Annotated in this window: 14 protein-coding genes and 1 pseudogene; 9 read left to right on the top strand and 6 right to left on the bottom strand. The window is 71.5% G+C overall.

Annotated features, from left to right (window positions below; translation table 11 throughout):
- Positions 1-267 (bottom strand): transposase (locus tag LV78_RS39245; RefSeq protein ID WP_253851294.1); only part of this gene is annotated, 267 nt, incomplete at its 3' end.
- A gap of 1,053 nt (positions 268-1,320) precedes the next feature.
- Between LV78_RS39245 and LV78_RS39240 the strand changes: the two genes are divergently transcribed.
- From LV78_RS39240 to LV78_RS39210, 7 genes are all read left to right on the top strand, one after another.
- The gene (locus LV78_RS39240) at positions 1,321-2,787 is read left to right on the top strand and encodes a hypothetical protein (RefSeq protein ID WP_253851293.1); all 1,467 of its coding nucleotides are present in this window, start codon (positions 1,321-1,323) and stop codon (positions 2,785-2,787) included.
- Positions 2,788-2,941: 154 nt separating this feature from the next.
- On the top strand, positions 2,942-3,445 hold the full coding sequence (locus LV78_RS39235; protein WP_253851292.1) for a YbaB/EbfC family nucleoid-associated protein: 504 nt from the start codon (positions 2,942-2,944) through the stop codon (positions 3,443-3,445).
- 12 nt (positions 3,446-3,457) lie between these two features.
- A complete protein-coding gene (locus LV78_RS39230) occupies positions 3,458-4,291 on the top strand; it encodes a WXG100 family type VII secretion target (protein WP_253851290.1) in 834 nt (277 codons plus the stop codon).
- 1,925 nt (positions 4,292-6,216) lie between these two features.
- Positions 6,217-8,976, top strand: coding sequence for a DUF8616 domain-containing protein (locus LV78_RS39225; protein WP_253851288.1), 2,760 nt, complete (start codon positions 6,217-6,219; stop codon positions 8,974-8,976).
- 38 nt (positions 8,977-9,014) lie between these two features.
- Positions 9,015-9,524, top strand: coding sequence for a hypothetical protein (locus LV78_RS39220; RefSeq protein WP_253851286.1), 510 nt, complete (start codon positions 9,015-9,017; stop codon positions 9,522-9,524).
- Positions 9,521-11,872 carry a hypothetical protein gene (locus LV78_RS39215; protein ID WP_253851285.1) on the top strand — a complete coding sequence of 784 codons (2,352 nt, stop codon included), beginning with the start codon at positions 9,521-9,523 and terminating at the stop codon, positions 11,870-11,872. The genes LV78_RS39220 and LV78_RS39215 overlap by 4 nt, the downstream gene beginning before the upstream one ends.
- Positions 11,873-11,948: 76 nt before the next feature.
- The gene (locus LV78_RS39210) at positions 11,949-13,331 is read left to right on the top strand and encodes a DUF4365 domain-containing protein (protein WP_253851284.1); all 1,383 of its coding nucleotides are present in this window, start codon (positions 11,949-11,951) and stop codon (positions 13,329-13,331) included.
- A gap of 62 nt (positions 13,332-13,393) precedes the next feature.
- Here the strand turns inward: LV78_RS39210 and LV78_RS39205 are convergent, their stop codons facing one another.
- Positions 13,394-14,071, bottom strand: coding sequence for an MBL fold metallo-hydrolase (locus LV78_RS39205; protein ID WP_253851283.1), 678 nt, complete (start codon positions 14,069-14,071; stop codon positions 13,394-13,396).
- A gap of 130 nt (positions 14,072-14,201) precedes the next feature.
- Here LV78_RS39205 and LV78_RS39200 point away from each other — a divergent pair.
- A pseudogene (locus LV78_RS39200) lies at positions 14,202-15,137 on the top strand (acyltransferase family protein); the annotation flags it as partial.
- 101 nt (positions 15,138-15,238) lie between these two features.
- Here the strand turns inward: LV78_RS39200 and LV78_RS39195 are convergent.
- Entirely contained in the window at positions 15,239-16,036 is a 798-nt protein-coding gene (locus LV78_RS39195) for a maleylpyruvate isomerase family mycothiol-dependent enzyme (protein WP_253851281.1), read from the bottom strand.
- Positions 16,037-16,263: 227 nt separating this feature from the next.
- On the opposite strand from LV78_RS39195, the gene uvrA reads away from it, so the two are divergent.
- Positions 16,264-19,122: an excinuclease ABC subunit UvrA gene (gene uvrA, locus LV78_RS39190; RefSeq protein WP_253851279.1), complete on the top strand. Its 2,859-nt coding sequence runs from the start codon at positions 16,264-16,266 to the stop codon at positions 19,120-19,122.
- A gap of 168 nt (positions 19,123-19,290) precedes the next feature.
- Here uvrA and LV78_RS39185 read toward each other — a convergent pair whose 3' ends face one another.
- The 3 genes from LV78_RS39185 to LV78_RS39175 are packed head-to-tail and all read right to left on the bottom strand — an operon-like array spanning position 19,291 to position 23,596.
- Positions 19,291-20,685, bottom strand: a complete 1,395-nt coding sequence (locus LV78_RS39185; protein ID WP_253851277.1) for a GntP family permease — start codon at positions 20,683-20,685, stop codon at positions 19,291-19,293.
- Positions 20,682-22,271: an N-acyl-D-amino-acid deacylase family protein gene (locus LV78_RS39180; protein ID WP_253851276.1), complete on the bottom strand. Its 1,590-nt coding sequence runs from the start codon at positions 22,269-22,271 to the stop codon at positions 20,682-20,684. Before LV78_RS39180 ends, LV78_RS39185 begins: the two co-directional genes overlap by 4 nt.
- Positions 22,272-22,330: 59 nt before the next feature.
- Positions 22,331-23,596, bottom strand: coding sequence for an amino acid deaminase (locus LV78_RS39175; RefSeq protein WP_253851274.1), 1,266 nt, complete (start codon positions 23,594-23,596; stop codon positions 22,331-22,333).
- Between the last annotated feature and the right edge of the window lie 87 nt (positions 23,597-23,683).

Below are 23,683 nucleotides of genomic sequence, written 5' to 3'. Positions count from 1 at the left end.
CTGCCCGCGCGCGGCGGCCTCGGCGATCAGCGCCTCCAACAGCGTCTGGAACACCCCCGCCTTCGCCCAGACGTTGAACCGGGAGTAGACGGTGGACCAGGGCCCGTACCGTTCCGGGACGTCGCGCCAGCCCGACCCGGTGCGAAACCGCCACAGGATTCCGTTGAACTGATCCCGCACCCGCCGAGGCAACGGCCCGGTGGCCGCGACCGGCACATGCGGCTCGATCAACGCCCACTCGGCATCGGTCAGGTCAAAGCGCGCCACACCCGTGTTCTACCAGCCCCGACCAGCACACCACCCGGCTTGACCTAGATCCGAACACCAAACAGCCCCTAGTCGGCCACATCGGCCACGCGAGGGTGTTCGCAGGGCTCCGGGGCGGACGGTTTGCGATGGTGTCCAGGGTTGCCAGGCCTGTGGTGCCTTCCGGCAGTTCGTCGTGCGCAAGAGAAGCCAGGGTGTCCAAGGGTTACTTCGCCGTCGAGGTGAATCGGGTTGCCAGGGGATGTTCAGGCCGGAGAAGAGCACAGCTTGGGATTGCTGCGCGATCTCGCTTACCTCGGTGCCATCGCCGCAGTGTGGCGCTTATGGCGGTTGGGTGGGTGGTTGTGCGGCGCGCTGAGGAGATCGTGGCGGCATCGGAGCGTGGTGGCCGCAGTGGGTGCCGGGAGAGGGCTGCTGTGAGAGGGGATGCATCCCGATGCGGTGCGCAGGCTGCTTCCGTTCGTGCTGGTCGCGCTGAGGCGGCGGCATCCGGTGCTGGCGCTTGCCGTGTGTGATCCAGGTCTGGAACTGGTGCTGTGGTTGGAAGAGGAGGTTTTCTCGCGGTGTCGCAGCAGGAGCAAGATTGGGGAGACCGGGCTGGAGGTGTGGGGGCGCTTGGGACTTCGTGCCGGGACGCAGCTGAGTGGGGGTGCTTGGAGGTTGGGGTCGTCCCTTGGTGATGGCACTGCGTGGACGGCTTCACTGCTGGACTGGCGCTGGTCGGGCTTGGCGGCAAGTGAAGAGTTGTGATGCCTTGGGTGAATGGTTAGGGGGTGATTCCATTTATGACTACTTTGCGTCGCTCCCCTGGTAATCAAGGAAAAGATTCACTCTAACGAGTGATTTTTTCGTGCTGGTTGATCTCTGATGGCGCGCGCTGGGGCTCTGTTGGGGCGGTGATCCCACTGCTGGGTAGGGCGTCCCGGCTGGTCGTCGTGCGAGTTGTGCTGCTGTTTGTTCATCCTCGGCGGGGTATTCTAGGGCTGTTCGATGATCGTTCTGTTGGTGGCTAGGGGGTGCTGGCGGGTTCGTCGTGTCGGCGATAGTGGGGCCATGACTGCGAGCGATCACCTCGACGACGCCGACGCGTGGGAGGAAATCGGTGGTGAGTTGTTGGCCGACTTCGAGTCCTGGGCCGACGAGTTCGGCGTTGACGTCGACCACTTCGTCGCGCAGGCCGCTGTGGACTGGCGGCTCGCCGAAGGTGGGCACCCCGGCAAGTGGCAGGTGGGTGACCTGCGGGAACTGCTGCTCGTCGGCTTTCCGCGCGGGGTGGTTATGGTGCGGGAGCAGTGGGACGGGGTGCCCACGACGCTGCACCGGTGGGTCGACTTCCTCAGCTCCGGGGGCGAGAACGTGGCGGTGGGCGAAGTCGGGCTGCTGCACTCGGAGATCGACGAGAACGTTGCCGCCTTCCACGACGCTATGGGCGACGAGCGCAACAGCGGGCCCGCGAAGTTCTGGGTCACCCGGATGAGGGAGCACGGCGTCGACCCCGACGACCCGGAGGAGAACGCCCGCTTCCTGACCGCCGTGCGGGCCGGGGAGGTCCACTACGACCGGGACGTCCTGGACGTGATCGCCCGGCGCAGTGGTGGCGGGGTCAGCAGCGTGTTCGTCAAGCCTGCCGCCTCCACCGCAGACGAGGGCGCCGGGGATGTGGTGGGAGCGTTGGTCGGTGGTCTGTCCCCCTCGGCGGAGGTCGCGGTCGCTGCGGCGCGGTCCGAGCTGATCACCAGGCTTCGGGTCCTCGTCGACTGGGTCGGCGCGGACGGGCGGTCGGTGGTCGGTGAGGACGTCGTGGCGGGGAACGGCGCGTTCGGGGGTGGCTCGGAGGACGGTGGAGGTGGGGGGTTCTCGCTGCTGGTGGAGTGGGGGAAGGCCGTCCAGGTGGTTCGGGTCGCGGACGGGAAGCTGGTGCTCGGGGACGCGGCGGCCTGGCTGGCCGAGCGGCCGGTTGAGGTGTGGCGGCGGGGGATGTCGGAGTTCCAGGGGCTGGGGCACGTCGTGTGCCCCAGCCAGTACCCGCTGCCCACGCTGGTCGGGCAGTTCCTGCCGGAGATCGCGCCCGACCTGTGGGCCTGCTTCTACGGCAGGGGCGGTGAGCCGGTGCCGGTCGCGGAGCTGGGCGAGCTGCTCGGGCAGGCGCTGTCCGACCAGCTCACGCTCGACGTGGACGGCGGCGTGCCGGATGGGTGGGGGCACGCGCTGCGGCGGGACGTGCTCCGGGTGGCGGCTGTGCTCGAGGTGCTCGGAGTCGTCGAGGTGCTGGGGAACGTCGACGGTGTCGGTGCGGTGGAGTGGTCGGCTGGGGCGGACTGGCCCGGTGTGACCGGGAGCGCCTCGGTGTCCGAGGTGGACGGTGCGAGCGCCGCGACGGGCGTCGGGGGCCTGGACCAGGGCGCTGCCGGTATCTCCGGTGAGGCTGACGAGGAGTTGGGGCGCGTTCTGGTTCGGGCCACCCCGCTCGGGCTCTGGGGAGCCGGGGAGGTGCTGCGGGAGCTGGGGCTCGTGGCCTGAGCCGCCGTGCTGCGTCGGGCGGTGTGCGGTCTGCGGTGTTCCGCGTGGTTCCGGTGTGAGAACGCTTGCGGGAATCGGGTGTTCCGGTCTCATGCACCCGAGCGTTGTGCCATCCTCATGGGCCGATCGGTCCAGACGCAGGTGTGGGGGCACGGTGAAGACGCCCGAAGAGTGGATGCGGGACTTCGAGGCGAAGATCGCCGACGCGCAGGCCAAGGCCGCCGCGGTGCAGGAAGGACTCGCCACGGCAGGTGGGTCCGCCTCGTCCGACGACGGCTCGGTCACGGTGACCGTCGCGCCCAACGGCGCGCTCACCGACGTGCGCCTCACCGAGGCCGCCATGCGGAAGTCGCACACCCAGCTCTCCGCTGAACTCGTCGAGATCGCCCGCAAGGCCCAGCGGGGTGCCGCCGTGCAGGTCGCAGGGGTCTTCGAGGCCGTCAACGGGGCCGGGTCCGAGACCTACCGGGTGATCACCGAGTACTTGCCCCCGCCCGAGGAGGAGCAGGCTGCCGCGTTCGGCGACCGGCCACCGCGCATCGCGTTCAACGAGGAGTACGAGACCGCCGCACCGCCCCCTCGTCCTCGTCCCGCAGCCCGGCCACGGCCGGACGAGGACGACGACTTCAGCGACGACTCCATCTTCAAGAACCGCTGAACCGGGGGAACGGTGTCTGAGGAGAGCAGCACCACGACGTGGTCGACGGGCGCGGGCGTGGTCGACAGCGTCGCGGGATTCGTCGACACGCTCACTGCCGAGTCCGAGGGGGAGGGCGTTGACGTCATCGACGCGGCGCTCGGCGCGGCCGGTGTCGTGGTGGACGTAGTGGGCGTCATGGCCAACCCGCTGGGCGCGGTCGCGTCCGCCGGTGTCGGCTGGCTGTTGGAGCACGTCGACTTCCTGCGGGAACCGCTCGACGCGCTGCTCGGCAACCCGGACGAGATCAACGCCAACACCGACCAGCTCAAGCAGGCCGCTGCGGAGATGAAGACCATCGCCCAGGAGCACCGCGACGACATGGGCGGCGCGGCGGGCTGGGAGGGCGACTCCGGTGACGCCTTCCGCAAGCAGATGGAGCAGATGTCGGGCGAGTACGAGGCGCTCGGCAAGACGATGGACGGCACCGCCGCGATCTACGCGCTGTCCGGCGCGCTCGTGTGCGAGCTGCGCTCCCAGGTGTTCGGCTGGATCTCCGACCTGATCGGCGAGCTGGTCGCGGGCGCGCTGATCGCCGCCGCGTCCGCCGTCGTCACGGTCGGCGGGTCCATCGCGGCGTTCGCAGGTTACGCGGGCGTGCGCGCCGCCACGCTGGCGACCAAGATCGCGACCAGGCTCAGCAAGCTCGCGTCGGCGATGGCGCGCTTCGGCGGTCGCATGGCCAAGCTCGCGGAGAAGATGGAGACCCTGGTCGAAGGGCTCGGGCGGTTCGCCGAGTACGGCGGTTACGCCAAGACCGCGTACGACGCCGTCATGCCGTACGACGTGTCCGCGGTCAAGGGCTGATGACCGGCAGGCCCAGGGGCTCTTCCTCGCACCGCGGGGGCGACGGCGGTGGAAGCGGGAACTCCCACCGCTCGTCGTCGTCCACCCCCTCGCACTCCTCGTCTTCGTCGTCCGCGCCGGGTAACATGGCTGGTGGGCGCGGGACCAGGATGGACGTTGACGCTGTCGAGAACCTGGGCAGCCGAATCGCCAGTCGGGGCGATCAAGTACGGGGGAGCGTCGCCAACCGGCTGAACTTCAGCGCCACTTCGGGCAGCGCGGGGGTTTTCGGCCAGGTCGCGATGCAGTCCGCCGACAAGGCGATCCGGAGCGCGCGCACCGGTGCCGAGAAGGCGGCCGAGGCTGCTGATCACGCCGGGGCCAAGACGCGGGAGACGGCGCAGACGACGCGCAACACCGAGCAGTCGGTGGCGTCGTCGATGAACCGGATCCAGACCAAGGCCTCGGTCTCGTCGGTCGGGGGTGCTGGGACCGGAGGCGGAGGGACGTCCTCCGGCGGGTCTTCGGGGGGCAGGACGTCCGCCGCGCCGACCGTGGGGAGCGGTGGGTCGTCGCCTGCCAGGACGCCTTCGACTGGTGGCGTTCCGGTGTCGCAGGTGCGCCGCCCCGCCGGTATGGGTACGCCGGGTGGGACTTTCGGCGGTGTCGGTCAGCAGAGTGGTGGGGGCGGGGTTCGGCAGGCAGGGGCGCCGGTCGGGGGTGTGCACGGTGGAGGTGCGTCTTCGGGCGCCACGTCCACTGGCAGTGCGCCGACCGGGGCCGCTCCGGGCGTGCGCGTGCCTGGTTGGGTGACGTCCAACGGGACTTCGTCTTCTGGGGTTACGGCTGACGGGCGCGCGCCTGGTGGGACGACGCCTATGAGGACCTCTCCTTCCGGGACCACGGCCGCTGGGCGCGCACCGGTTGGTGGTGTGCCGAGTGGTGGCTTGCCATCAGTGGGGTCGCCTGGCTCGGCTGGCGGGGCTCCTGGTGGTGGAAACAGGGGCGCTGTGCCTATGGGCGGTGCACCCGCCGCTGGCGGTGCCACTGCGCAGGCCGGTGGTGCGTTCAGAGGGGCTGGCAGCCACGGCGGGATGCCCGTTGCAGGGAACGGTGGGACGTCCCAGTCCGGGACTGGGACGCCTCGGGGCTCCTGGCAGCCGATGGGTGGGACGCAACCGATGGGGAGCGCGCCGGGTGGCGGGATGCCGTCAGGTGGCGTTCCCGGCGGTGGTCGGGGTGGCGGGCAGCCGATGGGGGGCAACCCCGGTCCGTACGGCGGACAGCCGGTGAACAGTGGTGCCCCGCGTGGTGGTCCGCAGCCGATGGGTGGTGGGTTTCCGCAGCCTGGGGGTGTTCCGCAGGGTGGTGTGCCCCGTGGGGGAATGCCGCCTGGGGGCGGGAGTCCGCAAAGTGGTGTGCCGCGCGGTGTGCTCCCCGGAAATCCCGCTGGGTATGGCGGTGGTGCCCAGCAGGGGGCGGGTGTGCCTCGGACTGGTGGGCCCGGAACTGTTTACGGCACTCCGAGTGATCGTGGGCCACAGGTCCCTCATGGGGGTGGGCAGCAGCGGAACGGATGGGGGAATCCGCCTTCGCGGTCGGGGACGTTCCCGCAAGGGGCGCAGCAGCCTGGGATGGGGCAGCCTCTGGCTGGACGTGGGCCGTACCCATCGCCCGCCGGTTATGGGCAGCCTCAGCAGGGTGGTTACGGCCAGCCCGGTCATGGCCAGCCCCACCACGGGCAGCCGAATTACGGGCAGGGCCAACCTGGGCGTGGGTGGCCTGGGAACGGGCAGCCGTCCAGCTACGGCCAGCGGCCGGGGCAGGGCGGGCAGTGGCCCGACTACGGGCAACCCGGCCACGGCCAGTCGAACTACGGGCAGGGACAGCCTGGAGGGCAGTCCGGTGGTCCTGGGCGGCAGGACTGGTACGGCTCGCGGGACCGGTTGGGACAGCAGGAGCCGATCCGGCAGGAGCAGGGCAGGCAGGACCCCGCCCTGCTGGAGACGGGGCGGCAGGAGCACACCCCGCAGGACAACGGGCGACAGGACAACGGGCAGCCAGTAGACGGGCAGCCGGGCGACGGGCAGCAGGAAGCGGACCGCCTGCGTGGCGGCGGGGAACTGCCCCCGGTCGCCATGCGGGACGTCGATCCCTCGCGGTACGGCGTTCCCGAGTCCCAGGTGGTGCACCGGGACGTTCCCGAGTGGCGGCGTGCGGAGAACGCGCTGGTGCGTGGTGACACCCGGTCGCCTGAGGAGGTCAGGGCCGCTGGGGGGTTCGACGTTCACCCCCGGCACCGTGATCTGGCCCCTGATCTGCTCAAGCACGTCGACGGTGACACCAACGCGTTCGTCAGCACGTCCACCGACGAGACCGTCGCCAAGGAGCGCGCCGGGCGCAGCGGTGCGATGTACGTGATCAACGCGCCGGGTGGCATCAACACCGACGCGACCCTGGACAACATCGGCCGAGGGCATCACAAGTACGGCGAGTCCGAGATGCTCTTCCCCGGTGGGATCGACTGGCGGTACGTCGCGGGCTGGCACGAGGTCGAGTACCAACCTGGTGGGGGGTACGCCAAGGGGCCGTTCGTGCCCAACCCCGACTTCATCGGTCACGAGCCCTCGGCACCGGGTGGTGGGGGCGCGTCGGAGACCACCTCGACGTCCCGGACGTCGACCGCGACCGGGGCGCCCTCGGCAGAGCAATCCGCTGCGCGTCCGGGTGAACCGTCGAAACCCGTTGTCGCCGAACGGCCGGAGTCCGCAGCGCAGTCCTCGGCGGCTCATCCGCTTGGACCGCCGCCTGCCGCCGCCACTCCTCGGGGCTCGCTACCCGTGCCCGGTTCGTCCGTGCCGAGCGGGCGACCGGCTGGAGTCCCTGGACACCACGCGCCGTGGGGGCAGCAGAGCGGTGGGCAGCACGGTCAGCCGCCGTCGTACCAGCCTCCGGCGAACCAGCCGTCCGCCGAGGGACCGCGCCAGCCGCACCAGCAGCCTGGTGCGGCGCAGCAGCACGGCGCCCGGCAGGAATCCGCGCCCTGGAACCAGGGCGGGGACACCACGCGCCAGTCCGGGGTCGACGCCGTGGAACCGGGGCGGGCGCAGCACGACCCGTCGCGCCAACCCGAGCAGTCGCGTTCGGCCCAGCCGTCCAGCCAGGCCGAACCACCGCGCCAGTCCGAGTCGGCCGGGTACTCCGATCCCGAGCCGTGGCGGCGAGCCGAAGGGGAACCGGCCCGGCCCCGCTACGACGAACCCACCCCCTCCGGGGCGGAGCACGGCCCCAGCCGCACCCCGGAGGCCCCGCAGCCGCTCAGCGACCAGCTCGGTCACCTCAACGACGACCTGGACCAGAACGTCCGGCAGCACGTCTACCGGACCGAGTCCGGCATGGCGCTGTTCGACCGCGAGCACGACCGGAACGGCGGCAGCGACAAGAGCCGCTACTACACGTCGGCGGCCATTCCGCGCATTCCCGGCCAGTTCGTCGTTGACCTGCACGGCTCCGAGAACTCCGCCAGCGTCGGCCGCTACCCGCTGAGCGCGCGCGACCTCGCCGAGGTCATCCGCTCGAACCCCCACTACGACCGCGGTGAGCCGATCACGCTCATCAGCTGCGGCACCGGCCGTCGGGACGACGGGTTCGCCGCCCGGTTGGCCAGTGAGCTGGGCGTGCCGGTCACCGCGCCCAACACCCACGCCTGGGTCGACTACGACGGCAACGTCTTCGCCAGCGACAACAACGGCTCCGACAGCGCCGACCGGCCCGGCTGGCCGCCCAACGGCGAGTGGCGCACGTTCTCGCCCGACGGCGAGCAGCGGATCAGCGAGAGCCCCACTCCGCCGGGGCACACCCCGGACTGGGGCGAGCTGCCGTCGGACGCCCCGCTGGCGGAGAGCCGGGGCGGCAGCGCCGACGAGGACTTCCGGGAATTGCGCGCCGAGAACCGCGAACGGCGTGAGGAGGCCCTCGAATTCATCAGTTCGGACCGGAACAGGAATCCTGCTTCCGTTCCACACCTGCGCCCGCACGAGCGGACCCTCACCACCGCCCGCTTCACCAGCGACAGCGGTTCCACCACCGACGCGTACAACTTCAGCGGCAAGGAGCACAACTGGCGTCCTGCCTCCGAGGCGCCGGTGGGGCCGCCCAGGGCGGAGCGGATCTTCGAGACCGCCAAGGCCGGTTCCTACGACCCCGTCACGGGTGGCTGGCGCGATGGCGGTGGCAGCGACCGGGTGCACGACTCCGAGCCCAAGCTGCTGGAGGACCTGGCCCGCAACCAGCTCGCCGAGCACAGCGGGCTGTCCCGCGACGAGGTCGACGACGCGCTGCGCACGTCGGCCAAGGAGGTCGCCGAGCGGGCCAAGGCCGATCCGGACGGGTACGGGCAGGACCGCCGCCGCGTCCAGGTGGAGCGCGCCAGGGACCGGGTCGCCCTCGCGATCGACGACCTGAACAACCGGGCTGCCGCGCGTGCCGAGACGGCCGGGACGACCTACCGGCCGTTCACCGCGGCGGACGTGCGGGGAGATCTCAGAATGGTGATCGACCTGCCGTCCGCGAAAATCGACCGGACGCCCCCTGAATTCCAGATCTGCAAATCCTGTCAGACCGTCCTGCTAACCTATGAAGGCGTCTTCCCGAATGTTCGGGTGGAAGCCGTCAACCTCGCGAATGAAAGGCTCTACCCCCTGTGAGCGACCCAACGGGGAACGCGGGTGAACGCGTTCGCGCAGTGTTCGAGCAGGTCGTCCGCGCCGGGCTGCGCCGCGACTCGGTGGTGGGAGCCTCGGACGAGCAGATCGACCTGATGGCCTCCGCGCAGGGCGTCGCCCACGTGCCCGAGGCGGTTCGCGAGGTGTTCCGGCTCGTCGGCGTGCGGTCCGGGCTGTGGCTGGCGGGCACGGCGTTCAGCGTCAACTCCATCACCGGCGAGACCAAGCAGCAGGTGCTCGCGAGCCTCGGCCACCTGGAGCACGACCTGGTCGATCCCGGCGGGATGCTCGTGCTGACCGCGCACCAGGCGTACGCCTACCAGGTGATCGACGGCGCAGACCTCGGACTGGACGACCCGCCGGTGTGGAGCGTGGTCGAGGGCGAGCGCGTGGTGCGCGCCTGGGAGAGCACGTCCGACTGGTTCGCGCGCACCGCACCCGACATCCCGGACCTGCTCGACGTGCTGGAGCTGATGGAGGACCTGGGCAAGCAGCCCCCGGTGTGGGCGCGGGACATCGAGGCGCGATGACGGGGGACGGTGCGGTGACGGGCGGTGGCGCGGTGGCGGGGGACGGCGCGCGGTACGACATCGCGGTCGACGGGCACCGGGCGTTCCGGTTCACACCCGGCGACGGCGCGACCGCGTTCCTGCGGCCCGACGACGCGCCCGGTGTGCCGGGACACGCGGTCCAGTTGGACGGCGCGCCCGCCAAGGCGGTCAACAGCGGCGTGTTCGAGGCGGTGCTGGCCGCCGGGCTCTGGCGGGTGGTCGACGGCGGTCCCGAACCGCTGGACGCCGACCCGGTCGACGGGCTAGTCGGCGATGGGCGGCTGCTGCTGGTGTGCGAGCGGCCCCCGCTGCCGCCGGTGTGGCCGCAGTACCCGGTGCTGCCCGCAGGCGACGTCGCGCCGCCCGGTGACGGGGCCCTGCTGGAGCGGGTCGAGTCGGGTATCGCCGCGCTCGTGCCCGAGGGCTGGGAGCGGTGCTGCCTGGAGTTCCGCGCGGTGGGGCGGTTCCTGGAGGTCGAGGGCGTCGTCGTGCTGGGCGGGCAGGAGCGCGCCTGGGCGCCGCCGGTGATGCTGGGGCAGTGGCTGCACCGGCTCCGGGTGCGCGAGTTCCGCAACACCGAGGGCGCCTGGTACTCGGGGCGCGTCGACCTGCTCGCGGGTGGGTCGGCGACGTGGTCGTTCGGGTTCGACGGGCCGCCGCAGACGGTGGTCCCGCGCGGCCAGGCGTCCGAGCACCTGGCCGACGAGCTGCGGCTGCTTCCGCGCAGGCCGGTCGCCGTTCCCGAGTGGTTGTGGGCCGCCGCAGGCGTCGAGCAGCAGCGCGCGGCCGTGCGCGCGCTCGACCCCGTGCCGGACGAGCCGCTGCGGCTGGTGCGCGCCTTCGACGTCGTCCTGGACGGGCGCGGCGAGGCGTACCGGCCGATGGTGGGCGCGCGCGAGGCGCGGCTGCTGCTGGACTACCTGGAGGGCGCGCCGCTCGTGCTGTCCTCGCGCGGCAGTGGCGCCGACCTGGTCACCGGCGAGCCCGACGTGGTGCCGCTCGGCTACCACACCGACGGGGTCTTCGTGTGGCCGTCGGGTGTCGCGCACTACCTGCGCGAGCACCGGGTCCCACCGCCGCCCGCGCTCGTCGACCACGTCAGGCAGAGCCGCTACCGGCTGCCCGACGTGCCCCGGCTCACCGCGATCAGGGCGTCGCACCTGGCGATGGGCAGGCCGTGGTCGTCCGGGGTGGCGGACCGCGAGCTCGACAAGGCGCTCGCGCCCGCCTACGAGGTGATCACGCGCTGCCAGACCAGTCCGCGCCGCTACCGCCTCGGCGGGCACCGGGAGGGCGCGTGGTGCCTGGTCCCCTCGGGCGACCGGTACGAGGTGTACTGGGGGGAGAAGGGTGGGCGCAAACGTGGGCTTCACACGTTCGAGGACGCGCAGGCTGCGGTCGTCCACCTGATCGGGCAGTTGGTGGTGCAGCAGGACGAGCTGCGGTACGAGCTGGACGAGGAGCTGCCCGCCTGGCAGGCGCCCTACCAGGTCGTTCCGGACGCCGGGGACCCGTCGCTGCGGGAGTTCCACGGGATCACCCTGTCGAGTGCCCGTGACGCCGTGGTCCGCCGGTACGGGTCGGACGCGGGTAACCTCGTGCACTGGGACGGGGGGAGTCCACCGGAGGGCGAATTCCGGCGCTACCGGTTGCGCGGTGACTGGACCGTGGTGACGGCGCTGGACGCGTCGGGGTCGCGGGTGTTTGTGCTGCCCGAGGCGGTAGGCGTGCACCTGGCCGCCGGGCAGCTGGACGATCTGACGGGGCACCCCGGTTTGCCCGCGGTGACCGACGCGATGCGCGAGCAGGCGGCGCAGGTCCCCGGCGGGTGGGTGTGGTGCGCTGATCCGGACGTCGACCCGAGGCACGTGGAGGGCACGCCGAACGCGGCGCTGCTCGGGGCGTACCGGTCGGGTTCGGACGGGGTGCTCACGGGCGAGGAGTACTTGAACCCGGACTACAGCCCGAGCCCGCGCAGGCGGGGGTTCCCGGAGCCGCTGTCGGAGCTGGACGTGGTGCTGGGGTACGCGGCCGTGGGGTGGGTGCCGCACGAGCGGGTGCTACCGGTGGTGCTGGGGAGCAGGCTGATCCTGGAGACCAACGGGAACGGCGGGCTGAGGCTCGGGGTCGACGGTCTGGGGCGGCGGTTCCTCGCGGTGTACTCGGCGCCGGGGCACGTGCCCGAGGGGGCGCAGGCGGTGCGGGAGACCACGGGGCGGGAGCTGGTGGGGGTGCTCGCCGGGGTGGTGCTGGTGGTGAACCCCGGCGGGGTGCTGGGGATCGAGCTGCCGGGGGATGACCTGGTGGCGGCGGCTGGGGTGGTGTAGCGGGCTGGGAGTTCGCTCTGCTGCAGACTGCCTGCTCTGATGACACGTCATGGATCTGGGGGATTCAATGCCGAAAGTGCCCGACAACCGCAGAACCGGCCGCGCGGCGGTCAACGCACTGCGGGCGCTGCTGGAGCGGCACAACCACATAGTCCAAGAGGTGGACGGCCAGAACGACTTCGGGGAGGACCAGCACGTCACGTTCACCGAGAACGGTGAGGTCACCGGCGATGTGGTCAAGATCCAGGTCAAGGGCGGGCGGTCGTGGCGCAAGGCCGATGGGTACGCCGTGCCGGTCGGTGACCACGGCGGCACCTGGGCCGATGGCAACCTCCCCGTGTTCTGCGTTGTGCACGACCCGGACACCGACGGCCTCTACTGGGCCAATGCCACCAAGCAGTTGCTGTCGGCGCGGCGCGGGGGTGATGTGCTCAAGTCGATCGTCATCAACTCCGACCAGAAGTTGGACGACGAGTCCATCGTGGACTTCGTCGTCGAGGTGAGGGGGTACCTGAGCCGTTATCGAGGCAACCGGATCATCCAGGCCCAGTTGGGGGAGATGGCCAGCGTGGAATTCGGTCTTCCGGACATCGTGCAGCACTACACGAACGCGCACGGCGAGGAGATGATCTTCTGGCAGCGCTGGGGTGAGGGATTCGCCACGCTGCTCCACAGCGACCTCGATTGGCATCCGGAGCACATCGGTCCCGAGCACTTCTATCCCAACGGTCGACCAGACTTGCTTCCTGGCGTTCCCCTGGTGGCCGAGACGATCCTGGACGCAGGTGAGGCGCAGTGGCTGGCGGCCTGCTTCGAGGCTTCTCGATGGGCTCGTGAAACCGCCGTCGGCGATCCACCGATTCGCACCAACACCGGTGCGCGTGACAACTACGTGGCCAAAAGGGTCAGACACCACCTCCGGGTCGACCCCGATTCGTTGACCCGGTCGATCCAGGTGCTCCGCGCCAAGGCCTCGACCGATCGCGATCTGGCTGCCCGCGCTGTGGAGTTGGAGTCGGATGCCGAGGCATGTGCGGAAGTGCTCTCGGAACCGTGGAGCGAGATGTCGGAAAGCGCACGTCGGATCGCCACGTTCTACCTGGTCGAAGAAGTGCGCGTGGGGGCGCCCGCGTTGCCGATCGATGAGCAGTTCCGGATCGTCTGGCGATGTCCCAGGCCGGCCTGGGAATACGGTTTCGGCGTGCGGATCGGAGGGCCGAGCACTCGCAGGACGCCGCGGCGGGAGATCGTGCCCGTTTTCGAGCTCAGGCCGGGTGACAGGATCTACTGGCTGAGCCGGAATGGGAAAGAAAGCGGCCGGAACGTTTCGGCCGTCTGGGATTCCGAGGACACGCCTGGGGCCGTCTGCCTGCTCTTCGACGGGGTGACGCTGGGAGACGCATTCTGGCCGGGGGAGTTCTTCGCGCGGAAGGCGTCCGGCAGAACGCGGGCTGTTTAGCTTCCACCGAGTGAGACGGGACCGCCTACTGTCGGGCGGCCCCGTCCGGGAAGTGCGTCAGCTCACCAGCCGCGTGAGCGCCACTCCTGGAGCTTCGGCCGTTCCGCGCCCAGCGTGGAGTCGTCGCCGTGGCCTGGGTAGAACCAGGTGTTGTCCGGGAGGGCGTCGAAGACGCGGGACTCGACGTCGTCCAGCAGGGACTTGAAGGTGTCCGGTGAGGTGGTCTTGCCCACGCCTCCGGGGAACAGCGAGTCGCCCGTGAAGAGGTGGGGGTGGCCGGTCGGGTCTCGGTACAGGAGGGCGATCGAGCCCGGCGTGTGGCCGCGCAGGTGGATCACCTCCAGCACCGAGGCGCCCACCTGCAGGGTGTCGCCGTGCTCCACCAGGAAGTCCGGGGGGACCGGCAGGACCTCGGCGTCCAGGGGGTGCGCGGCGGTGTTCGAGCCGTTCGCGCCCGCTACCGCGCCCAGCGCGGCCCAGTGGTCGCCGTGCTGGTGGGTCGTCACGACCGTCTTCAGCCTCGGCCTGGTCACGTCGTGACCGACCAGGTCCGAGAGACGCTCGGGGTCGGCTGCGGCGTCGATCAGCAGCGCCTCGTTCGTCGCGCGGCACACCAGCAGGTACGCGTTGTTGTCCATCGGGCCGACCGACACCTTGGTGATGGTCAGCGCGTCCAGCACCCGGCGCGTCGCCGGGCCGCCCGGCTCGACGTGGCCGGTGTAGTCCTCTAGTACGTCCACGGTCGCCGACCGTAGCCGCCCGCCGGCCTTCGCACCTTCAGGGTCCCTACAGGAACGTTCCTTAGGGTTGTCAACGATCCGCCGCGAACGCCGTTCCGCCGTCCCCACCCTGAAGCAGGTCATCCCCACCGTGCCCAAAACCCGCAGGATCAACTGGGACGTGCTGCGCGTGCTCGCCGTGCTGGCCGTCGTGCTGCAACACGCGACCCACGCCGGGCCGAACGTGCACCCGGAGATCGGCGACCCCCTGTTCACCGTGTCGCTGGAGATGGGCGCGAGCTCGCTGGTGGTGATCTCCGCGTTCTTCGCCTGCGCCTCGCTGGCTAAGGGCAACCGCGCCTGGTTCCTGCGCAACCGGCTCGCCCGCCTGCTCCCCGCCTACGCGGTGGCGGCCTGCCTGACCTACTGGGTCCTCGTCCACCTCGCCCCCGAGGGCTGGTCGCACCTCGAACCCCGCGACCTGGTCCTCAACATCCTCATGCTGCAGAACTGGCTCCCGGACGTCCGGCTGGTCGACTTCTCCTACTGGACCCTGCCGGTGCAGCTCACCGGGTTCGTCGCGGGCGCGCTGCTGGCCTCCCGCGTGCGCGGTCGGGCGCTGCCCGTGCTGCTCTGGGCGCTCGTGCTCGGCCCGCTGGTGATGCGCGAGTGGACCGGTGAGCCCGGTCCGCTGAAGCTGCTCTACGACGGCCTCGGCGTGCACCGCGCGCAGCTGTTCGCGATGGGCGTCGGCGTGTGGCTGTGGTCCCGCGAACGCCTCGGGAACCGGCACCTGACCGCGCTGCTCGTCGCCGCGCTCGGCGCCCAGTACCTGCACAGCGACAACCTCGAGGGCACCGCCGCGCTCGGCGTCGTGCTGATCGGGGTCTGCGCGGCGGCCGGTGGGCCGGACTGGGACGTCGCGCCGCTGCGCGCGCTCGCCACGCCGATCCGCTGGCTCGCGGGCATCTCGTACGGCGTGTACCTGGTCCACCAGGAGATCGGCTACGTGGTGATGGAGCGCCTGACCCCGTGGGGCCCGGCCGTCCAGCTCGTCGCGTTCCTGGCCACGGCCGTCCTGCTCGGCTGGGCGCTGACCGTCCTGGTGGAACGGCCCGCGCACCGCCTGCTCACCGCCAGCCACCGCCCCGCGCTCGCCCGGTGGCTGCTCGTCGTCGGACTGCGCGCTCAGAGCCACCTGGGCAACTCGGGCACCCGGCCGTCCAGGCCGCTGCCGTCGCCGCGCCCGGTCAGCCAGCCGATCACCTCGGCCGCCCCGCCGCTGATCACCGGCGCGTCGCTGCCCGCGCCCGCGGGCAACTCCCAGGTGCGCTGACGCCCGTCCGGCAGCGCCACCTCCAACCGCGCCGGCGGCACGCCCTCGCGGTCCGCGTACCCCCCGACCGCCTCGTCCACCAGCAGCTCGTGCAGGTCCTCCGGGATGTCGGCGAACCCGAACCCCGCGTCCAGGTCGACCAGGTGCACCCACACCTCGCCCAACCGCATCCACGGCACCCGCCCGGCCAGGACCGGCCCCTTGACCGGGTGCGCCACCTCGGCCTCCCACGCGGTCGCGGGCAGGTCCCGGATCGCGGCGGCGAGCCGCTGGCTGGCCGCGTCCAGGTCGGCGCGCAGCAGCGTCGGCGGACGCGCCCCGCCCTCCGCGATGTCGGCCTCGCGGTCGGCCGTGCTCAGGTACATCGGGTGCTCGACGCCGGTCTTGGCCCACGTCAGCAGGTTCAGCAGGGCGTCCGCGTTGCGCGCCAGGTGCGTCATCACGTGCGCCCGGCTCCACCCCGGCAGCAGGCTGGGCTCCCGCACCGACGCCAGGTCGAACCCGTCGACCACGCGGTACAGCTCGGCCGTGGCCCGCTCGACCTCCGCCAGTCCGGCGAGCGCGTCCTGGATCGCGCCCGACTCCTCGCGCGGCGCGGGTACGCTCGTCGCGGAGTGGACCTGGGCTTGGGCTGCGTCAGCGAAGCTCATGGGCACCTCATCCCGGGATCTGCGGCCGAACGGCCTACCGCTCCAGCCTAGGGGCGTTCACTACCCACCGGTAGAGCCGTTGGCGCACGATCGAGGGGTTCCGGGGCTGGTCCGGGTGTGCCGCGCACCAGCGCGGGCACCCCCTCCCCGATCGTGTCAGCCCGCTCGGCGGGTACGCTTTTTTCGAACATGTGTTCGGTGATCACGCAATCGGGAAGGGAATGGGTGTGGCAGACCGCCTTGTCGTTCGCGGCGCGCGCGAGCACAACCTCCGGGGGGTCGACCTCGACCTGCCCCGCGACAGCCTGATCGTCTTCACCGGGCTCTCCGGGTCGGGCAAGTCCAGCCTCGCGTTCGACACGATCTTCGCGGAGGGGCAGCGCCGCTACGTCGAGTCGCTGTCCGCGTACGCCAGGCAGTTCCTCGGCCAGATGGACAAGCCGGACGTGGACTTCATCGAGGGCCTGTCGCCCGCGGTGTCCATCGACCAGAAGTCCACCAGCCGCAACCCGCGCTCCACGGTCGGCACGATCACCGAGGTCTACGACTACCTGCGGCTGCTCTACGCGCGCGCGGGCAAGGCGCACTGCCCGGTGTGCGGCGAGGCGATCAGCAAGCAGACCCCGCAGCAGATCGTCGACCAGGTGCTGGCGATGGAGCAGGGCGTCAAGTTCCAGGTCCTCGCGCCGATCGTGCGCGGGCGCAAGGGCGAGTACGTCGACCTGTTCGCGAACCTCCAGACCCAGGGCTACTCGCGGGTCAAGGTGGACGGCCAGGTGTACGCGCTGGCCGACGTGCCGAAGCTGAAGAAGCAGGAGAAGCACGAGATCGCGGCCGTGATCGACCGGCTCGCGGTGAAGACCTCGGCCAAGCAGCGGCTCACCGACTCGGTGGAGACCGCGCTGCGGCTGGCGGACGGGCTGGTCGAGCTGGAGTTCGTCGACCTGCCCGAGAACGACCCCGCGCGGGTGCGCCGGTTCTCCGAGAACCTGGCCTGCCCCAACAGCCACCCGCTGGCGATCGAGGACCTGGAGCCCCGGTCGTTCTCCTTCAACTCCCCCTACGGCGCGTGCCCGACCTGCACGGGCCTGGGCGTGCGGATGGAGGTCGACCCGGAGCTGGTGGTGCCGGACGACGAGCTGCCGCTGGGCGAGGGCGCCATCGCGCCGTGGGCGGGCGGCCAGACCGCCGACTACTTCACCCGCCTGCTGGAGTCGCTGTCGCTGGCCATCGGGTTCCGGATGGACACCCCGTGGCGGCAGCTGCCCGCGAAGGTGCAGAAGGCGGTGCTGCACGGCGTCGACGAGCAGGTGAACGTCCGCTACCGCAACCGGTACGGCCGCGAGCGCTCGTACTACGCGGACTTCGAGGGCGTCATCCCGTTCCTGGAGCGGCGCCTGGAGCAGACCGAGTCCGAGAGCATGAAGGAGAAGTACGAGGGCTACATGCGGGAGGTGCCCTGCCCGTCGTGCAAGGGCACCCGCCTCAAGCCCGAGATCCTCGCCGTCACGCTCGACCACGGCGCGCTCGGCCCGAAGTCCATCGCCGAGGTGTGCGCGATGAGCGTCGGCGAGTGCTCGGACTTCCTGGACGGCCTCAAGCTCGGCCAGCGCGAGTCCATGATCGCGGGCGCGGTGCTCAAGGAGATCCAGGCGCGGCTGCGGTTCCTGCTCGACGTGGGCCTGAACTACCTCTCGCTCGGCCGCGCCTCCGGCACCCTGTCCGGCGGCGAGGCGCAGCGCATCCGGCTCGCCACCCAGATCGGCTCCGGCCTGGTCGGCGTGCTGTACGTGCTGGACGAGCCGTCGATCGGCCTGCACCAGCGGGACAACCACCGGCTCATCGAGACGCTGACCCGGCTGCGGGACCTGGGCAACACGCTCATCGTGGTCGAGCACGACGAGGACACCGTGCGCGCCTCGGACTGGGTGGTCGACATCGGCCCCGGCGCGGGCGAGCACGGCGGGCACGTCGTGCACAGCGGCCCGTACAAGGCGCTGCTGCGCAACAAGGAGTCGGTGACCGGCGCGTACCTGTCCGGTCGCAAGCAGATCCCGATGCCGGAGCTGCGCCGCGCGATCGACAAGAAGCGCCAGCTGACCGTGGTGGGCGCGCGCGAGCACAACCTGCGCGGCATCGACGTGTCGTTCCCGCTGGGCTGCCTGGTGTCCGTCACCGGCGTGTCCGGCTCGGGCAAGTCCACGCTGGTCAACGACATCCTGGCGACCGTGCTGGCGAACAAGCTCAACGGCGCGCGGCAGGTCCCCGGCAGGCACACCCGCGTCAAGGGCCTTGAGCACGTCGACAAGCTCGTGCAGGTGGACCAGTCGCCGATCGGCCGCACCCCGCGCTCGAACCCGGCGACCTACACCGGCGTGTTCGACCACATCCGCAAGCTGTTCGCGGCCACCACCGAGGCGAAGGTGCGCGGCTACCAGCCGGGCCGGTTCTCGTTCAACGTCAAGGGCGGGCGCTGCGAGGCGTGCGCGGGCGACGGCACGCTGAAGATCGAGATGAACTTCCTGCCGGACGTCTACGTGCCGTGCGAGGTGTGCAAGGGGGCCCGGTACAACCGGGAGACCCTGGAGGTGCACTACAAGGGCAAGACCATCTCCGAGGTGCTGGACATGCCCATCGAGGAGGCGGCGGACTTCTTCGAGCCCATCAACGCCATCCACCGGCACCTGCGCACGCTCGTGGACGTCGGCCTCGGCTACGTGCGCCTCGGCCAGCCCGCGACGACGCTGTCCGGCGGCGAGGCGCAGCGCGTGAAGCTGGGCGCCGAGCTGCAGAAGCGGTCCACCGGCAAGACCGTGTACGTGCTCGACGAGCCGACCACGGGCCTGCACTTCGAGGACATCCGCAAGCTGCTGCTGGTCATCAACGGCCTGGTGGACAAGGGCAACACGGTCATCGTGATCGAGCACAACCTCGACGTCATCAAGACCTCGGACTGGTTGGTCGACATGGGGCCCGAGGGCGGTTCGGGCGGCGGGATCGTGGTCGCCCAGGGCACGCCCGAGCAGGTGGCCGACGTGCCGGAGAGCCACACCGGCAAGTTCCTCACCGAGGTGCTCAAGGGCTAGGTCGCGGCCCGTCGGAAAAATCTTCGGAATTCGGTGAACCCGCTCGAACCCCCGCTCGTGTAGGTGGCGGTGGGTCGCGCGGGGAGGTGCGACCCACAGGGGGGAGAGGCCCCCGCGTCTCCAAGGGGGAGGGCGCGGGGGCCTTTCGCCGCACCGGGTCCGGCGCGGCTACACCACCAGGCTGAGCAGCGCGGCGACCACGAAGCCCACCACGGACAGCAGGGTCTCCACGACCGTCCAGGTCTGGAGCGTCTCCTTCACCGACAGCCCGAAGTACCGCGACACGATCCAGAACCCGCCGTCGTTGACGTGCGAGGCGATGATCGAGCCGGACGCGATCGCCATGACCACCAGCGCGAGCTGCGGCTGCGAGTAGGACTGCTCCGCGACCAGCGGCGCCACGATGCCGGTGGTGGTCACGATCGCCACGGTCGCCGAGCCCTGCGCGATCCGCATCCCGCAGCTGATCACGTAGGCCAGCGCCATGACCGGGAGTCCCAGGTCCGCCAGGGAGTTCGCCAGCACCTTGCCGACGCCGGTCGCGGACAGCACCGCGCCGAAGAACCCGCCCGCGCCGACCACCAGCAGGATCATCGCCACCGGGCGCAGCGACGCCGCCGACAGCTCGGCGATCTTCTCCCGCGTCATGCCGCGCCGGAAGCCCAGCAGCCAGAACGCCAGCAGCACCGCGATGGTGAGCGCGACGGCGGGCGTGCCGAAGAACGTGAACACGCCCAGCAGCGACGAGCCCTTGGGCAGCAGGATGCTGCCGAACGTGCCCGCCAGGATCAGCACCAGCGGCACCGCGATGATGCCCAGCACCAGCGACAGCGGCGGCTCGCCCTTGGCGCTCTCGGCGCGCGCCTTCTCCGCCGCCGCCAGCATCTCCTCGGGGACCGGGACCACCAGCCGCTTGCCGATCCACGCCGAGAACAGCACGCCGCCGACGAACCAGGACGGGATCGCCACCGCCAGGCCCATGACGATGATCCAGCCCAGGCCCACGTTCAGCAGCCCGGCCGCCGCCACCGGACCTGGGTGCGGGGGCATGAACGCGTGCATCACGGACAGCCCGGCGAGCAGCGGCATCGCGTAGAGCACGATGGACCGCCCGGCGCGCTTGGCCGCCACGTACACCAGCGGCGCCAGCACGAAGATGCCGATGTCGAAGAACACCGGGACGCCGAAGATCAGACCGGCCAGGCCCATCGCCAGCGGCGCGCGGTTCTCGCCGAACGCCCGCAGCAGCGAGCGGGTCAGCACCTCGGCGCCCCCGGACGCCTCCAGGATCGCGCCCAGCAGCGTGCCGAGCCCGATGATGGCAGTGATGTGGCCGAGGATGCTGCCGAAGCCCTTCTCCAGCAACGAGTCCGAGGCCTTCTGCGCCGAGCCGACCAGCACCTCCACCGGCAGGCCCGCCGCCAGCGCCACCAGCAGGCCGACCACGAGCAGCGCGATGAACGGCTCGACCTTCCAGCGGATGATCATCAACAGCAGCAGGGCGATGCTGACCCCGGACAGGGTCAGCAGCCCTCCCGTCGAGTGCTGCAACCAGTCGATCACGCGTGGCTCCGGGGGTTTCGCAGGGAACGTCCGGGCAGCGCGTCGGTGCGCTCGCCCGCGTCGACGACGGGGACCCCGTTGACGACGACGTGGTGGATGCCCTCGGCGGCCTGCCTGGGGGCGTCGAACGTCGCGGTGTCCACGACGGTGTCCGGGTCGAACAGCACCAGGTCGGCCGCGTACCCCTCGCGGACCAGGCCGCGATCGGCCAGCCGCAACCGGCGCGCGGCGCGCCCGGTCAGGTGCGCCACGCACTCCTCCAGCCCGAGCACGCCCAGCTCCCGCACGTACCGGGCGAGGTAGCGCGGGAACGTGCCCCACGCGCGCGGGTGCGGCCGGTCGCCGACGAGCAGGCCGTCGCTGCCGCCGGTGTGCGCGGGGTGGCGCATGATCGCCCGCACGTTGTCCTCGTGGCCCACGTGCATCAGGCACGAGGTGCCCAGCCGCTCGGCGACCAGCACGTCGAAGTACAGCTCGGCCGGGGGACGTCCGGCGGCGCGCGCGGAGGCGGCGACGCTGTGGCCGACCAGGTGCGCGTGCTCGGCCAGCCGCACGCCGTTGATCTCGATGGACTCCCAGTCGACCGGAACGCCGTGGCAGCCGTCCGAGCCGGTCTCCTCGATCTCCACGCGCACCCGCTCGCGCGTGGCGGGATCGGTCAGCCTCGCCAGGGTCGCCTCGACGCCGCCGCCGGACGCCCAGCCGGGCAGCAGCGCCGACAGGTAGGTCGCGCCGGGCAGGTACGGGTAGGTGTCCAGGGTGATGTCGACGCCGTCGGCGATCGCGGAGTCCAGCAGCGCCAGCAGCTCGCCCGCGCGGCCCTCGTTGACCGGGAAGTTCATGGTGGCGTGCGCCAGGTGCAGCGGGCAGCCGGAGTCGCGCGAGAGCTCCACCATCTCCGCGTAGGCCTCCAGCGCGCCCGCGCCGTAGCTGCGGTGGTGCGGGCTGTAGTAGCCGCCCAGCTCCCCGGTGACCCGGCACAGCTCGACCAGCTCCCGCGACGAGGCGTACATGCCGGGCGCGTAGGTCAGCCCGGACGACAGGCCCAGCGCGCCCTCGTCCAGCGAGCGGGCCAGCACCTCCTTCATCCGGGTCAGCTCGGCCTCGGTCGCGGGCCGGTCCTCCAGGCCCACGCACAGCATCCGCAACGTGCCCTGCGGCACCAGGTAGGCGGCGTTGACCGCGATGCCCCTGTCGAGCCGGTCCAGGTACTCGCCGACCGAGCGCCAGTCCCAGTCGAACCCGGCCGGGTCGTCGTTCCAGCCCGCGAGCTGGCCGCGCAGGGCGGCGAGCACCTCGTCGTCCACCGGCGCGTAGGACAGCCCGTCCTGGCCGAGGACCTCGGTGGTCACGCCCTGGCTGACCTTGGCCAGGTGCTCGGGGTTGGCGAGCACCTGCAGGTCGGAGTGGGAGTGCATGTCGATGAACCCCGGCGCGAGCACCAGCCCGCCCGCGTCCACGACCCGCCGTCCGGACAGGCCCGCGCCGATCTCGGCCACCCGCCCGTCCCGCACCCCCACGTCGGCGGCGTACCCCGGTCGTCCGGTGCCGTCGACCACCCGTGCTCCCCGGTAGACGATGTCCACTCGTGCCCTCCAGCCAGGCGGGGGCCGCGCGTCGTCGCGCGGCCCGGTGGGTGCGGTTCTCAGAAGTAGGTGCGGACCAGGTCGACCACGGTCGTGCCCTCCACGACCGGGACGAGCTGCCACTTGTCGAAGACCGTGCACGGGTGGGACAGGCCGAGGCCGATCCAGTCGCCCACGCGCGCGGTCGAGTCCTCGGGCAGCGCCAGGAACGCGTGCTGGTCGGCCAGCGCGGTCACCTCGGCGCCGTCCAGCGCGCGCTGCTCCCCGTCGGCCCCGCGCACGAGCAGCGGAACGGGCAGGCCCTCGTCGAAGGACGCGTCGCGCTTGCCCATGACCAGCAGCGCCAGCCCCGGCTCGGGCCGGGACACCACCTGCGCCCAGGCGAGCAGCGCGGGCTTGAGCGGCACGGGGCCCGCGCCCCGGTTCAGCGGGGAGACGCCCTGGTAGAAGCCGTGGTCGTGGGTGACGTACGCGCCGCTGCGCAGCACCGGGCGGACCGGGAACTCCCACGGCCCGGCCAGGACGGCGGCGACCTGGTCGAAGTAGGCGCTGCCACCGGCGGTGACGATCGGCTCGTCGACCTGGTAGCTCCCGCGCAGGTCGTGGACCAGCTCGCGCAGCGCCGAGAGGTAGCCGTCGACGGTGGCCAGCGAGCCGGGGGAGGCGTCGTGCACCAGCGAGCCCTCGTAGCCCGCGACGCCGACCAGGCGCAGCGCGGGGCTGGCGGCGGCGGCCTCGGCGACCGCGCGGGCGGCGGCCAGGTCGCGGGCCCCGGTGCGACCGCCGGGCGCGCCCAGCTCGACCAGCACGTCCACCGGCCGGGCGGGCGCGCCGAGCGCCTCGGCCATCCGCTCGACGCCCTCGACCGAGTCGACCCAGCAGGCGAACTCGAAGTCCGGGTCGGCGGCCAGCTCGCCCGCGAGCCAGCGCAGTCCGGCCGGGTCGACCAGCTCGTTGGCCAGCAGCACCCGGCGCACCCCGAACGCCCGGTAGACGCGGACCTGGCTGGTGTTGGCGGCGGTGATGCCCCACGCGCCGCGCTCCAGCTGGGCGGCGAACAGCTGCGGGGCCATCGTGGTCTTGCCGTGCGGGGCGAGCAGCACGCCGCGCTCGGCGCACCAGGCGGCCATGACGTCCAGGTTGTGCTCCAGCGCCCCCCGGTCGAGCACGACGAGCGGTCCGACGAAGCCGCCGGTGAACAGGTCGGCCCGCCGCTCGGCCAGCTCGCCGACGGTCAGCCCGAAGGCGTCCGACGGCATCCCCTTGAAGCGCCAGTCGACCCGCTCCGAGCGGATCGCGGCGACTGCGTCGCGGTCGATGTCCACTGGCTCGCTCCCCTGTTGCGTATTGCGCAACGGCCGTTGCGCGATGTGATGGCGATGTGTGTAACATTCGGTCGCCGTCCAGTCAAC

The sequence above is a fragment of the Actinosynnema pretiosum genome, assembly GCF_024171695.1.
GTDB lineage: Bacteria > Actinomycetota > Actinomycetes > Mycobacteriales > Pseudonocardiaceae > Actinosynnema > Actinosynnema pretiosum.
This window is presented reverse-complemented; position numbering and strand designations above follow the sequence as displayed.